Origin of the sequence: Candidatus Methanogranum gryphiswaldense, assembly GCA_019262145.1 — an archaeon.
GTDB classification, from domain to species: domain Archaea; phylum Thermoplasmatota; class Thermoplasmata; order Methanomassiliicoccales; family Methanomethylophilaceae; genus Methanogranum; species Methanogranum gryphiswaldense.
The window spans coordinates 737334-751646 of sequence record CP076745.1; the positions used below are offsets into that span (position 1 = coordinate 737334).

Here is a 14313-nt window from a genome sequence, read left to right on the forward strand (position 1 = left end):
CAATACTCCCGCAAATGGACAATCATTCGCCTGAACAGCGTCATATAAACATGCAGGCAATAAAGTGCAGGAATACTGGCATAGAAGTGGCGCTCAGAAATGAGTTATGGAATAGAGGGCACAGATATAGAAAGAACTGCAAGGATGTCATGGGAAAGCCGGACATCGTTTTTGTAAAGAAAAAGGTAGCAGTGTTCTGCGATTCGGAATTCTGGCATGGATATAATTGGAATGAACAGAAGGATCGTATCAAAAGCAACAGGGAGTATTGGGTCCCCAAGATAGAACGCAATATCGAGCGTGATCGGGAAGTCAATTCAGTCTTGAGGTCTCAGGGTTATGAAGTCATACGTTTCTGGGGCAGAGACATAATAAAAGACGTTTCCGGATGCGCAGATGCGGTCATAGAGGTTTTATCTCGCCGGTGAGCTTTCACTTTCGGTCACCCAAAGCGGCAATTTATATATTCACCAGACCTATGGAATTACAGGGAGAAAAAGCCATGTCTACAACGGAATCGATATCCGGCCACATTCATTGCGACAGGGACGTCCGCAGACAGTATGCTGTAGGGAGCATGTTCGCCGGAATAGGGGGGATATGCAGGGCATTCAAAGATGCAGGTGCAGAGATAGTCTGGGCTAATGAGATAGATCACAATGCATGTGAGACCTACAGGAAGAATTTCGGATCCGGATATCTTGTAGAGGGAGATATAATGAAGATTGACAGTGCGGGCATTCCCAAACTGGACATACTTACTGCCGGATTTCCATGTCAGGCATTCTCGATTGCAGGATACAGAAAAGGATTCAAGGACCCGAGAGGAGCCCTTTTCTTCGAGATCGTAAGGCTCATAGATGACAAGGAACCCAGAGTTGTCTTCATAGAGAACGTGAAGAATCTGGTAAAGCACGATAACGGCAACACATTCAAGAATATACGCCAATGTCTGGAAGAAAGCGGATATATTGTCGATTACAGAGTGTTCAATACTAAAGATTACGGCAATCTTCCTCAAAATAGGGAACGTGTGTACATAGTGGCTTTCAGGGACAGAAAAGATTATGATCATTTCGCATTTCCGGGTCCCGTGTTACTCGATGCAGACATACATTCAATCATCAGAACAGATAGAAAAGAGAATAGCTGTTATTATTACGGAGAATCATTTTCCCATTACAGGGAATTGAAAGACGCAGTGAAGAACAGAGATACGGTTTATCAGTGGCGCCGCATATATGTTCGTGAGAACATGAGCGGAGTATGTCCTACTCTGACAGCGAATATGGGAATGGGGGGACACAATGTCCCATTGATCATAGATGATTTCGGCATCAGAAAGCTGACACCCGAGGAATGTCTTGAATTCCAGGGATTTCCGCAAGAGTTTTCTTTTGCGGATGTGAGCAGAGCATGCAAATACAAACAGGCCGGTAACTCTGTATCGGTGCCTGTGGTGCGCAGGATAGCCGAGAATATAATAGCTGCAATGAATAAAACAGACGGGTGCTGAGAAAATTGGCCATTGAAAGAAGATCCGATTCAATAAGGGAGTATGAAAGGCTCATTAAGTCAGTTTGTCTCATATCGAATCTTTTTTCCGAGAATGATAAACCGTACATCGATTACCGTCTTGCAGAGAATATGTTCTGCAGGTGTTTTGGTGCAGATAATCTTTCGAGATCGGACTGTTCAGTCGATGCGAGGCTGGGAGATCTCGGAGTGGGGATAAAGACATTTTTAGGTGTCGGAAAGAAACCATCTTTTCAAAAGGTGGCAGAATTTAACAAGGATAGCCCCAGATTCAGAGGGATGGACCTCACAGAATTGGTCGGATGCGTATCTGAACTGAGGAATGAGAGGATAGATTTCACAAAACGCACATATGGAATCTCCGATATACAGTATCATTGTCTTGTAAGAGATTCTGGTTGTGTCAGCATAGTTGAGTGCCCTATGCAGCAGATAGACATCGACAGGATATCTGTGCAGGGGAAGAAGCACGGGAGCAGTGCAGTGGCTTTTTCTGACGGTTCGAATGATTACTTCTTCAATACATCGAAGAGTACCCTTTATTCGAAATTCGATATATCGAGGCCCCTGCTCGATATAGACGTAGATATAATCGAGGATCCGTTTGATGTCCTCCTTAAGTTGCTTGATAATGGAACAGGGACTATAGGCGGAATGTCTTCGCAGGAATGTGTGGAGCTACCGCTTTATTCTGTCAGGAACGGAAATCCGTATGTTCCTGAAAAGAGCGGAATAAACCAATGGAATGCGGGAGGCAGGGCCAGGGATTACGATGAGGTATACATACCGGTCGCGATACGCATACACAGGGAACATCCAGGATTCTTCCCGGGAAGGGACAGGCCCTTCGATCTGAGGCTTCCCGACGGAAAGACAGTGCTTTCAGCGAAGATATGCCAGCAGAATGATAAGGCATTGATGACAAATCCGAATTCGGCTTTAGGAGAGTGGATCCTCAGACAGGTGCTGGATGTATCGGAAGGGGAGCTCGTTACATATGATATGCTTTCGATGCTGGGAATCAACTGTGTCAGAGTCTATAAAAATAAAGATCTGGACTATTCCATAGATTTCGGATACAGGGATTTTTCATTGGAATATTTAGATAACTAAGATTGTATGTAAAGGAATCTGAATATTTTTGGGTGCAATATAAAACACAGTTAATTAAGACATGGAGACTTCCTGTCAGCTTTTATATTTTGATTTATACCAATCTTCGAATTCTAATATCTTTGTTTTAATTTCAAAAGAATCTAGAGATTCGATTACAACAATATCGCTGTAAGCATACAAAAATACCTGAAGAGCTCTCACTTCATCCCTGGAAAGAGGATTGCCTGAATCAGATCTTGATTTATAATAGTCTAAAAATGTATGAGTCACATATTTATTCATAAATAAAGTACGATCCAAAATATTATTGGCGAGATCTTGATTAGAAAGCATTACCTCAGTCAGTTCGAATTCATTTCCCGTTCTAGTTGGGTCAAAGGTCATGTCTGCAATAGTCCAAAGACGGGGAAGCACACTTTCTCTTCTATTTCTTTTTGTAAGAACAACAGGAAATACAAATTCTTTCTGAATTTTTGAAATCTGCTCGTCTTCAGTCTTCTGATCAAGTTTATAGCGATATCTGAGATATGGCAGATAATGATGAGACATAATGGTCCAAAATGCACCGTTGCAAGCCACTTCAGGAGATAAATTCAGAGTTTTATAGATGATCTTAGCATTTTCCACATCGGTAGATGGCGGTTCTTTGTCTGGATTCATAACAAAAGGGATAGGGTCCACTTCCAGTGATGAAAGCTGGGAATCATATCCAAGTTCACGGATAAAATCGCCAAGCCAGTAATTGTCATTAAAAAGATATTTTTTAATGTTGATTGGAACGGCCTCAGTAATCTTAGGCAGACAGGATATATCGAGTTTTTCAATATTCATTTATATCACCGTAATATTTGGACAGGTAACTGCTAGATTCAAACATCATGTCTTCAATAATTTTCATTGCAATGTCATATGCCGAAAAACCTTCAATAGAGTCGCCAATAAGATCATGAATTTTTCCATCTAAAACATAATACCATTTATAGGGGATTTCTTCAGAAGTTTCAATCCAAAAACTTTGTATTACCTGTTGGAGGACAGGAACGACAAACATTGACGTAAATATCTGTCCGCATTCTTTCCGTCTCAAAGAATTATAATTTTCGAATACAACTTTAGGTAAAGAAATCACAATATAATTCTCTTCAAAAGCATACGCATATCTATCACCTGACATAAAACGGCAGATAGATTCGGCGGCTTCATTCGGATCGCGGAAAATGGTAATTTCATACTTCTCTGTTTCCGCAATCATAGCTCCTTTGGGAAGTATTATGAAAAGACCGCTGTAATCTTTATCTAAATTTTCATTAGTATATCCGCGTATTTCCTCATTCATGATTATGCCTGGGGTAATTACAATTTTATCTGCAAATTCAGACTTTACAAGCTTATACATGAATTTCTGAGGAATCTTGACTAATTTTTTGCTGTTTGTAGCGGAACATACGATCAAAATGCAAAAATTGGCATTTCCTTCTTCGATAAGTGCATTCAGTTCTTCATCTATAAGCTCAAACTTACCTCTGATAACAAGATGAATACCAGAATCAGAACATGAAATATCACAATTGATAATTGAAAGATAATCGTCTGAATTCTTCTGCAGTTTAGGATAGGGGTAATTATTGGACAATTTTCTCACCCTCCACATCGATTCTGCAGGAAATTGGATAATCCAACACAATTGTCAGAGCATTGCGCTCATTTTTTATCGGATGAATAGGACCTATGCGTCCATCTGACACATTATATTTTGTTCCGTTGGGGCCGTACGCAGCCTTTATGTCAACAGCTCCCCCATCGCTGTTATCTGCATAGATAATGTGTGCTTTAAGATAAATTTCATCAGAACTATCCACATTAAACATAATATGATATGAATTATTTTTGATATCAGTGCAAATTGTACGAACTTTTATAAGATTGACCTGTCTGATTTTAAAGATACGTTTATAATCGCTATCGCTGACAGGATTGACAGAGGGAGGAAGCGGATCAACAACTGATTCATTTGTATCGTTATGTATGGGTTTGGTATCACTGTCGTAATCAAACGATGATTCTTCTTCTGTCTGACCGGCAGGCAATATAGATTTAACAGTAGCCAAAGGTTTCGACAGTTCGGAACTTTTCTTTTTAGTTTTGACCCTGCTGATCGGATCATAAAAGAATTCCTTTTTTGAAATTTCTACATTCTCATTTTCATCATTCACAGGAATATACCTGTTGAGACCGATCGCATCTTTGCTATCCTTCATATCCAGCGCTGTCATTTCATCAGCAATTTTACGAATATCTCCTTTTATTGCATTTATAAGATTCTTCACATCTTTCTTACGAGACTCATCAGTCACTTCAATATTCCATTCATTATGGGATATATCTTCAGCAGAAAGCAAAAGGGAAGAAGCTTTCGGACTTCTGATAATTGCAAGACCGATTATTTTTTCACGGGGCAATTTATGAAACTTGCTGCTGATGGTCATTCCAGCTCTGACAGATGCAACATAGAAATTATCTTCTGATTTGGCCAAATAAATTCCATAATCAGCACAAATGTATTTAGGGCCTTCAAGAAAACATTTAATTAATTCAGAAATGCGGTTAATCTCTGCAACTTCTTCCTCAGCAATAGGATTGAGGCATCCTAAAACATATTGAATGGAATTGTCATCAATAATAACGCCGTTAATATCTATAATTAATTTCTTTTCTAGAATGCTAACAAAGAAATCGCGGATTACTGCGAGTTTTATCTGATCGTCATCATTCGAACTATCAATAAAAGCCGGTATGTATATGTCTGTACCTGGAACATCTCTGCTGAAATCAGGATCTAAAAACAATTGGTGCGCTGAATGCTTTTCATTTTCATCATTATAACATCCTACACTGTCATGTTTTACGTTATCATCATCGCGATATGTGATTTGATAAGAGCATCCAAGAGAAGCTTCATATCCTTCAGTATCCAGTGTAGAAAAAAATACACAACCGATACCAGACATTCTGTAGAATGATTCCTTCCCTCTTCCTTTGGAACCGCCGGATTGAGAATCTTTATTCGAAATTCCTTTGCCCAAAGTAATAGCATTCCAGGGTGTTGCGGAATCTTCATTCTCATTGGAACCTATTAATCCAGTAGTATTGAAGTCGCTGATACGCATTACAGTCATATTTTGTTTGTTGAGATAATTTTCTCTCTGCTGATATTTTTCGAACGCGAAGGTATTTTTATCGATCTTACGAGTTTCATTTTTGCAATATCCGAGAACTTCACGGAAAGAATCAACATCCGGAAAATCTGCCGTATTAATCATAAACTTATGAAATACTACTTTAACAGGTGATTTAACAGAGGAGTCATTGCTGTTTTGACAGATTTCTCTGACAAAAGTTTGAATTGGTGAATTCCTGCTGTCTATTTCATTTGCGTTGATACCTATCTTTTGATAACTATTTGTTTTCGGAAACTTCCAGCAAGATTTCATGATACCACTCGATTACGTCAAGGATAATCGCTGGTATGAATTCGTCAGATTATAAATCATATTGTTAAAAAAGCAATTCGAATACATGCGCTATCAGAATAATTTTTTTTTGTGTTTTGCTATAGATAAGGGAATACGCGAATTCACACTATTTCTGTATCTGTTATAAATTTTATTTTTTTAGAGAGTTATGTTAGATTATTAGAATTGTTAAACCCGGCAGATTAAAGTGTTTATTAAAATATTATTTGGTATGAAAGAAATCCAAAGAGTTCCATATTCAACGGAGGAAGATATTCTTGTGGTGGAACTCTATTCGAGGACGCCATATGCAAAGATTCACAGCGATAATCCTGAAATTATAGATCTTGCTAGATTTCTGACGGACAATGGACATCCGCGCACCCCTACTGCAATTAGATTCAAAATGGAAAATCTGAAATCTGTGGATGAGAAATATCTGGATAATGGCAGGAGAAAGGGAATGTCCAATATCTCCTCTCAGCTGAGTGATGTGTGGAAAAGATTCCATGACAGCGGATTTTCCGATATAGATTCTGAGGCTGACAAGGCCAGGAAAATCATTCAGGAAGGCCTCATATCAGATAACAATGAAAAGTCGTATTTGTCATATGACATTTCAATTGACGGTCGCATTGTAGAACGTATTGCAAAGGTAAGAGTGAATCAGCCTCTTTTCAGAAGCAGGGTAATGGCCGCATATAATGGCAGATGCTGTGTAACTGGGTTGGATGTGCCGATTTTTCTTCAGGCATGCCATATAAAACCCTGGAAAGATTGCGAAGGGGATCTCAGCTCGCAACGTATGGATGTAAGGAACGGGCTTTGTCTGAATGTGTTGTATCACATTGCATTCGATGAGGGTTATATGGGTATCGACGAGGATAGGGCAGTCATGTATTCGCCGAGATTCAAAGAATATTATGATAAGGATTTCATATCCAGAGTTTTCACGCCGTTTGAAGGAAAGAAAATTGATATAAATGTTAGGATACCGGCAGGCGAGTTTTACCTCGATTACCATCGTAAAAATGTTTTCATGGATTCATGAAACGGAGCTTATCAGGCAAACAAATTAAGGAAATATGTATAAAAAGTTTCTAGGAACTCATTCCTTTTCATCATTTCCAGGTTCTAATTGTTTGATTTCGCCTAATGCATTGCCGATCAACCCTTGGAAGTCACCGTACATACCAGATGTGTTCCTGATGACTGCTTCAATGGCCTTCTCTTGTTTACCCCAGCGTTTCTCAGTCGCTCTCTTCTCCTTATCCAGTTCATCCTTTAACATTTTGTAATTGTCGATTATTGCCTCTACGCGATGTTTGAACTCCGGTCCTGTAAGATATTGATAAAGGAATTCCATTTTGGCATCCTTGTTCTGGGAGTTCTTGTTCGCCGCGTATACAGCCAACATCTGTGTACGGACCAGTCTCGCTACGGCCAATGCGAATCTTGGACGGGTGATCCAGATCCCGTCAACTTGCGATATGTCCCCGTATGATTCCGGTACGTTGACCGAGATCAATACTCCAATTACGGCATTGGATTCGCGGATGTCCTCTTTGAATTTCTGTATCCACGATGGTTGCCAAGCGGCATTCTTCGTTTCCCACAATATGAGGCCGCATTCCTCTGAGAAGTTCTTGACCAGGTGTTTGATATCGGCGCCTCTCTGTCCCTTCTTGACATCCAGGATCTCGTCGTATGGGAACTCGTTCTTGAGGCATTGCTCCAGTTCCAGCTCCAATACCTCTCCCTGGTTCTGTTGGGACCCTTGCTCGGCCTTCTTCTTGGCTTCCGAGAGGGCGGTCTTCGTATCCTCGAGCTGTTTCTCCATCTGTCTGTATCTGAGTTCCCATGCTTCGTCGGCCTTTTTCTTTTCTTCTTCTTTGATCTTGCCGGTCTCTTCAAGGATCTTCTTGTTGGCCTCTAACTGGGCCTCTTCACGTGCCTTTTTCTCTGTGCGTAACTCTTCTAGGAGGCCGTTCAGCTTTTCGCGCAGTTCAGTGTTGGTCTTGTTGTCTGCTTCTTTGTCCTTCTTGAGCTCTTCGATTGTCTGTTCATGGGATTTTTTGATCCTTTCTGTTTCTTTCTCAAGCATCTCTCTGATAAGTTTCTGAGCATCATCGTTTGCCTGTTGTTTTGCTGCAGATATCTTCTCATCATTCTCTTTGGCAGCGGCAGCGAGTTCTTTCTTATGTTGCTCTTCGAGTTCCAGTTTTATCCTGGTCTCCACTTGATCCTCCAATGCTTTGTCTATCTCTATGAGAGTTCCGCATTTTGGGCATTTTATTTTACTCATTGACATCATTGATGTATTGTTTTGATTCTTTTTTAAATATAATCATTTTTGATTTTTATTTTAGAGTATGCAGGTTTTATCAATTTATTGTTGTTTTATGTTATTAATTATATATATTGATAAATGGTAACATAGTTGAGTATGGCAAATTCAGAGGATAATAAAACTGCAAAGATAATAAAATTTGATTTACATATTCATTCTTATAAGAGCATATATAAAGAAGCTCCAAATGTGGTTGATAATTCAACAAAAGAAAATCTTAGAATTTTATTTGATAAATTAAATGAAAATGAAGTATCTTTATTTTCAATAACAGATCACAATCGTTTTGATGCCGAGTTATATGAAGAGATTGAAAGAATAATTAAACTTAATGAATACCCTAATGTAAAGAATATTTTAGCAGGAATTGAATTTGATGTTAAGTTAGAAGAAGATATGAAAGATTGTCATATAATTTGCATATTTAATGCAAAAAATTCTATTGCTGCGTATCTTCATATTGAAAAATGTATCAATGAAAAACCATTAATGAAAAAAGACGAGTTTTATTTAAAAAAAGATTTTGAGAATTTATTAGAGAATATTGGAATGGATACAATATTAATTGCATCTCAAAGAAAAGACATTTCTAATCATAATGGAAAAAATGCATCATTAAGCGATTCTACATTAAATGTGGAAGATGTTATAAAAATCGGTTATATTGATGCATTAGAATTTCAAAAACCAAATGTGGAAGGAATTTTAAATAGTAATCTCAAAGATCTACCACATAATATTTTGTTAATTTCTGGGAGCGATTGTCATGATTGGAGATATTATCCTAATCATGATGGAATAAATGGAAATCCCAATTTTCATCATTCTAAATCAAAAATGATGCCCACATTCAAGGGGCTTTTAATGACTATAAGTTCTCCAGAGCTTAGATTGAATAGTATTGAAAATAGTAATATTTCATATATTCGTAGTATAGAAATAGGAAATAAAACCATAGAGTTGGTGAATGGTGTTAACGCAATAATTGGTGAAAATGGTTCAGGTAAGTCTACTTTATTGCAACAGATTAGTGGAAAGGAATCAAAGAAAGATTACATAGTAAAGATAGTAAAAGAGAACAATATAAAGAGCATCAAAGAAGGAAACCCTATATTGAAATTTATTTCGCAGGGTGAGATAATAATTAATTTTAATAAGGGTAGTTTATTTGACACGAATTGCTATCCCGATATCGACACTTCTGAATTTACTGATTTGTATAGTAAATATTCAAGAGAATTAAAGCAGTATATTGAATATTCAATTAATAATGAAAAAGTATTAAGTGAGTTGTATAAGAATGAAATAAAATTTGAAAAATATAATTTGGATAAGACACATTACATTCAGATAGATTCTGAAATGAAACCAATTGAGAATAATCACGGATCTAAATTAAAGATCATAGATGGATTGATCACTACTATTGAATCTTTATTAGGCGATGTATACTTTAGTGAGGATTTTCAAAAATTGAATGATATTTTAAATAATTTATCGGAAATTAAAGATAAAATTAAAATTAAAAATGATGCGATAGAGATAAAAATAAAAGTTCAATCAATTGTCACAAGCTGTAGTATTGATTATATGTTAAAAGTATATCCTTTATCAACATCAAAAGATAAAGATATCACAAATTATGAATGTAAAAAATCAAATTTTATTTTTAAAATAGTTGAAGCGTTAAAAAGTAAAAATAAAATAGTGTCTTGGCCGGAATTACCAAAAAAAGTGAATGGTACCAGTTCAAAAACAGTTAAAGGATTCCAATTTAACGTAGAGGCAAACTATGATAAAAAGGACATGGGAAAAGGATTTTATTCAAAAATGTTTGTAAAAAAATATCAAAATGAAGAATCGTTAAAAAAAATAAATACATTAGAGGAATTTTCTGAGGCAGTAATGATCTGCACAGATGTTTCAAATATTGATGATTGCTGGAATGCTAATTTTCAAAAATTTATTGAGGAATCAACCAACTTTATTCGATATATAAAAGATGAGGGGTCTAGTTCAGGTATAGGAAATACGCTTGGAGAAATGTCTTTGGCATACTACAAATATTTTACACAAGATAATAAAAGTTGGGATGTCATACTAATTGATCAACCAGAAGATAATATATCCAACAATAATATAAGTTTAAAGTTAATTAATTATTTTCAAAGTTTAAGGAATAAAAAACAATTGATATTTGTAACACACAGTCCTTTGATGGTCGTAAATATGGATGTCGATAATGTTGTTTTTCTCAAAAAGATTAATGGTACCATAACAGCAGTAAATGGTTGTTTGGAATATGAAGATAACGATGTAAATATTCTTGGCATCATTGCGGAAAACATGGATGGTGGAAGAGAAACGATAGAAAAAAGGTTGCGTGTTTATGGAAAAAAATATTAATATTTTGATGAAAGACGATAACAGTATTGATGTTATTGTAGACAGTGTTGTTAAGCATACGATAAAAGAAGATATGAAAATAAATGCAAAAAATATTTTGGATATATTATCTTTTGAAGTTGGAGACACATATAAAATTACTAGCACAAATAATACTGGTAAAAATGAGGACGTTGTTAGATTTTTTTGCCAATTATTGGAGGATATAATAGCAAAAATAAAAATTGAATTTTCAGCACAAGTAGAATGAAGTCGATTTCTAATTTAATCATTCATTATGTTATCGCTGTATTGAACAGAGGATTGTTCAATGAAAGCTGATACTCAACGTAAGCCTGTCGGAACAGAAGACATTTCAGATACAATGAAGTGTGATTATTATGAATATTACTATTAATCTTTAGGGCATATATCGGTCGGGTCTATCCTCATTTTTGAGTTTTATATTGGATAGCACTGTATCTTTCTTTTTTTGTCTGTTATTATGGGCTTGAACACTTTGATTCTATAGATCCCCGTGAGGAGGTAGAGATTACCGATGAACTTCTCTATTTTCGAGATGTTTTGATATGATACATCTTCATTGCATCGAGCGGTTCCCGATTTTCCTTGTCGCAAGTTTCTTCGACCATTTTATGTAGATGTCATCCGTATTTTCGGTCAGTTCCATATCGGTAAGTCTGTTCATCGAATCCTCAAAGTAATGAACTTTGCGTTCAATCTGTCGTATCCTAAGTTGTTTTCAATTTTTATGAATTTCAGAAGGAATTTTACCTTCGGATTGAAACTGTGAGGAAGTGGGCTTACGTGACTTTTTCAAACAAATAGGAAAAGGAATTGCATGTTCTACGAAGGATAAGTAGAATGGTAAAGCCCAAAAACTCATATTAAGATGAATCTAGGATCGATCTCTTAATAATGTAAAAAGAAATAAAACACTATTCACGTATACTGTTACAAATGTCTGAGGATGTATCGATTGAAAACGATTTTGAAGAAATGTATTATTCTTCAAAGAAGCATAGACTTAGTCATGCATACGTTTTATCTTCGAAACTTTCTAAAATCTATTCAGGTTATAAGAAAGATATTGACGATCTTCCAGGTTGTCCAGACATTGTATATTTAAAACAAAAGATTGCCGTATATTGTGTTTCCGACCTTTGGCATTGCAGAGATGTAGAAAGGGTCACACGCGATACAAGATATTATGCCGATTTCTGGTTAGAAATGATAGCCAGATCCATTAGAATGGATTTAGAAATCGATAAAGAAATGAATGAACTCGGTTATACTGTAGTACGTGTCTGGAATTCTGATATTGATGAGAATCCAGATGAGGTTGCAGAATATATTAAAAAAATCGTGGATGAACAAAAAGTGAAATGAATGATAAATGAAAATTATTTAGAATACACTAACGATGAGGTTCTATTCCATTATCTATATGGAGAAAATACAGATTGGATCTACAATAGATTTCAATATTTGGATGGTCAAACTGGAAAAGATGAGCAGCCACATGTTATTCTCAATAATGGGTTGTTCGAATTCAAACAATCGGATCTGAAAGAGATAGGTGAGTTTGAAGCAATTTTCAAAGTAGGATATTTTGATGGAAATTATTATAAATTTAATGAAGAGGCTATAAGAACGAAATTTCCATTGAAGATTCGCAAGGGTTTCGAATTATATCTAGATGATTTTCAATTAATGAAAGGAACTCCTGTGATCAGAGTACTTGATAATATCCTTAAAAGTGAGATCATAATTGGAGATGGAGAAGGGGAGATATCATTAGATACTTTAAAAGAAGCAAAACAAAAGTATCCAGATAAAAAAGAGATCAACATTTACATAAGGTCTAGGGTTGCAAGGGTAATATCTGATGAATTGGATATAAAAACCGATTATGATAAGAAATTAATGGAATATGTAAGTAAAAAAACAAGAGGCCTAAAGGAATCTGAATCTAGTAGATCACTACTGAATGAACTGGAGATCGAGAGGCTCACATACACACGTGATAAATTAAAAGATATGCTGAAAAATAGGCATTCTTATAATGAGTTAACTTGGCAATTGGAAATTTTAAGGTTATTTCGTGTGATTTATCCACAATATGTTCGTATAATCAAGGGTGTTAATCTTCCTGCCGTAAACAGACATAAAAAAATTGTAGATTTTCTTATAGTGAACAGTTTAGGATATGTCGATGTCATAGAAGTTAAAATCCCAGATAAAAAAGTGATTTTGAAGAGTCAAAGATACAGGAATAATGCCATACCTTCGAAAGAATTATCTAATTCTGTAATTCAAATAGAGAATTATCTGTATTCCTTGAGTAGTTGGGGTAAAAAAGGTGAAGAGACACTCACAGCGCTTTATAAGGATGAACTTCCAGATGGTATGCAATTAAGGATTTCCAATCCGAGAGGCCTATTGATAATTGGTATGTTGGAGGATTTGGATGAAGATGAGTTATTTGGATTTGAGTTGACAAGGAGGCATTATTCGCACATTATAGACATAATGACCTATGATGATATGATAAAACGTATAGACACGTTGATTGAAGCTCTTGGTACGGATGGAGACATAATAATTGATAAGAAGTAATGGATTGGATTTTTTCCATTTTTTATTAAATTAAAGTTTAGAGAGGCTCACGGCCTCTCTTTGTTTAATGGTAGAAACACATCTTTTCAATCCATTTCTCGGCTTCTTCTTTCTTTTCGAATTTAGAATTTAGTTCTTCGTATCTCGAGGTGTGCTTCTCGCTGGTGGGATCGAATCCTACAATCACATGGCATAATTCATGGTACAGGCAGTAATCTATCACGTAATCAGGTACCATCTCGCTGTCGAGATGTTTCGATATCGATATCACCTTCATCAGTACAGAGCTGTTCCTGATTTTCCTCGCCACAGGCTCCTTCGACCAGCTTATGTAGACGTCATCCGTATTCTCTGTCAGTCCTATATCGGAAAGTCTGTCCATTGAATCCTGGAGGTCCCTGAAGTCGCCTTTGGCATTCCTCAGGATGTTTCTGCTCCTCTTCAAGTATATCGGTCTCTTGATCTGCGAGAATTCAGGTCTTGTAACCCAATCGCACATCTCTTTTGAATATCCCTGATCGTATGTTCCTCCGAGTTTCGAGAACAGTGTTCTCACGAGGTCCTCGATGACTTCATCCGGAGCATCGTTGAGATAATCCGATACTTTGAACTCAGTCCACTTGTAGCTTCTCTGCCATCTGACTTTGAAGTCCTTGAAGGCCATGAATTCTGCGGTAGTCCTATCGTATCCGAAGTCGTTTCCTATTCTTCCGAATATCTCGTTCATTCTTTCATCTGTTGTCATATTTCTTTACAACTCCTTTTTTCAGAAGG

At 36.5% G+C, this 14313-nt stretch carries 13 protein-coding genes; 8 read left to right on the top strand and 5 right to left on the bottom strand.

All coding sequences use genetic code 11. From position 1 onward, the window contains the following. Positions 1-50 precede the first annotated feature (50 nt). The 3 genes from KRP56_03765 to KRP56_03775 all read left to right on the top strand — a co-directional run bounded on the left by KRP56_03765 (position 51) and on the right by KRP56_03775 (position 2649). The gene (locus tag KRP56_03765) at positions 51-428 is read left to right on the top strand and encodes a very short patch repair endonuclease (GenBank protein UAL08370.1); all 378 of its coding nucleotides are present in this window, start codon (positions 51-53) and stop codon (positions 426-428) included. Between the two features lie 74 nt (positions 429-502). Continuing rightward, positions 503-1516: a DNA cytosine methyltransferase gene (locus KRP56_03770; protein UAL08371.1), complete on the top strand. Its 1014-nt coding sequence runs from the start codon at positions 503-505 to the stop codon at positions 1514-1516. 5 nt (positions 1517-1521) lie between these two features. Next, positions 1522-2649, top strand: a complete 1128-nt coding sequence (locus tag KRP56_03775; GenBank protein ID UAL08372.1) for a hypothetical protein — start codon at positions 1522-1524, stop codon at positions 2647-2649. Positions 2650-2724: 75 nt separating this feature from the next. Here KRP56_03775 and KRP56_03780 read toward each other — a convergent pair whose 3' ends face one another. Genes KRP56_03780 through KRP56_03790 form a run of 3 tightly spaced genes read right to left on the bottom strand, consistent with a single transcriptional unit; the run spans position 2725 to position 6143 of the window. After that, positions 2725-3483, bottom strand: a complete 759-nt coding sequence (locus KRP56_03780) for a hypothetical protein (protein ID UAL08373.1) — start codon at positions 3481-3483, stop codon at positions 2725-2727. Next, the gene (locus KRP56_03785; protein UAL08374.1) at positions 3473-4285 is read right to left on the bottom strand and encodes a hypothetical protein; all 813 of its coding nucleotides are present in this window, start codon (positions 4283-4285) and stop codon (positions 3473-3475) included. Before KRP56_03785 ends, KRP56_03780 begins: the two co-directional genes overlap by 11 nt. Beyond that, positions 4275-6143, bottom strand: coding sequence for a hypothetical protein (locus tag KRP56_03790; protein ID UAL08375.1), 1869 nt, complete (start codon positions 6141-6143; stop codon positions 4275-4277). The genes KRP56_03785 and KRP56_03790 overlap by 11 nt, the downstream gene beginning before the upstream one ends. A gap of 253 nt (positions 6144-6396) precedes the next feature. On the opposite strand from KRP56_03790, the gene KRP56_03795 reads away from it, so the two are divergent. After that, the gene (locus tag KRP56_03795) at positions 6397-7215 is read left to right on the top strand and encodes an HNH endonuclease (GenBank protein UAL08376.1); all 819 of its coding nucleotides are present in this window, start codon (positions 6397-6399) and stop codon (positions 7213-7215) included. 57 nt (positions 7216-7272) lie between these two features. Here KRP56_03795 and KRP56_03800 read toward each other — a convergent pair whose 3' ends face one another. Beyond that, on the bottom strand, positions 7273-8469 hold the full coding sequence (locus tag KRP56_03800; GenBank protein UAL08377.1) for a DUF2130 domain-containing protein: 1197 nt from the start codon (positions 8467-8469) through the stop codon (positions 7273-7275). 141 nt (positions 8470-8610) lie between these two features. Here KRP56_03800 and KRP56_03805 point away from each other — a divergent pair, with 141 nt between their 5' ends. The 4 genes from KRP56_03805 to KRP56_03820 all read left to right on the top strand — a co-directional run bounded on the left by KRP56_03805 (position 8611) and on the right by KRP56_03820 (position 13539). Then, complete coding sequence (locus tag KRP56_03805) at positions 8611-10920, top strand: hypothetical protein (protein UAL08378.1); 2310 nt, start codon at positions 8611-8613, stop codon at positions 10918-10920. A 7-nt stretch (positions 10921-10927) separates the two neighbouring features. Next, a complete protein-coding gene (locus tag KRP56_03810) occupies positions 10928-11170 on the top strand; it encodes a hypothetical protein (GenBank protein ID UAL08379.1) in 243 nt (80 codons plus the stop codon). Between the two features lie 710 nt (positions 11171-11880). Beyond that, positions 11881-12309, top strand: coding sequence for a very short patch repair endonuclease (locus KRP56_03815; protein UAL08380.1), 429 nt, complete (start codon positions 11881-11883; stop codon positions 12307-12309). After that, complete coding sequence (locus tag KRP56_03820; protein UAL08381.1) at positions 12310-13539, top strand: DUF4263 domain-containing protein; 1230 nt, start codon at positions 12310-12312, stop codon at positions 13537-13539. Positions 13540-13603: 64 nt separating this feature from the next. Here KRP56_03820 and KRP56_03825 read toward each other — a convergent pair whose 3' ends face one another. Further along, entirely contained in the window at positions 13604-14284 is a 681-nt protein-coding gene (locus KRP56_03825) for a hypothetical protein (protein UAL08382.1), read from the bottom strand. Between the last annotated feature and the right edge of the window lie 29 nt (positions 14285-14313).

Coding starts and splice junctions, on each gene's coding strand:
- KRP56_03765 (UAL08370.1), top strand. CDS start 51: ATGCAGGCAATAAAGTGCAGGAATACTGGCATAGAAGTGGCGCTCAGA.
- KRP56_03770 (UAL08371.1), top strand. CDS start 503: ATGTCTACAACGGAATCGATATCCGGCCACATTCATTGCGACAGGGAC.
- KRP56_03780 (UAL08373.1), bottom strand. CDS start 3,483: ATGAATATTGAAAAACTCGATATATCCTGTCTGCCTAAGATTACTGAG.
- KRP56_03790 (UAL08375.1), bottom strand. CDS start 6,143: ATGAAATCTTGCTGGAAGTTTCCGAAAACAAATAGTTATCAAAAGATA.
- KRP56_03795 (UAL08376.1), top strand. CDS start 6,397: ATGAAAGAAATCCAAAGAGTTCCATATTCAACGGAGGAAGATATTCTT.
- KRP56_03800 (UAL08377.1), bottom strand. CDS start 8,469: ATGAGTAAAATAAAATGCCCAAAATGCGGAACTCTCATAGAGATAGAC.
- KRP56_03805 (UAL08378.1), top strand. CDS start 8,611: ATGGCAAATTCAGAGGATAATAAAACTGCAAAGATAATAAAATTTGAT.
- KRP56_03810 (UAL08379.1), top strand. CDS start 10,928: ATGAAAGACGATAACAGTATTGATGTTATTGTAGACAGTGTTGTTAAG.
- KRP56_03815 (UAL08380.1), top strand. CDS start 11,881: ATGTCTGAGGATGTATCGATTGAAAACGATTTTGAAGAAATGTATTAT.
- KRP56_03820 (UAL08381.1), top strand. CDS start 12,310: ATGATAAATGAAAATTATTTAGAATACACTAACGATGAGGTTCTATTC.
- KRP56_03825 (UAL08382.1), bottom strand. CDS start 14,284: ATGACAACAGATGAAAGAATGAACGAGATATTCGGAAGAATAGGAAAC.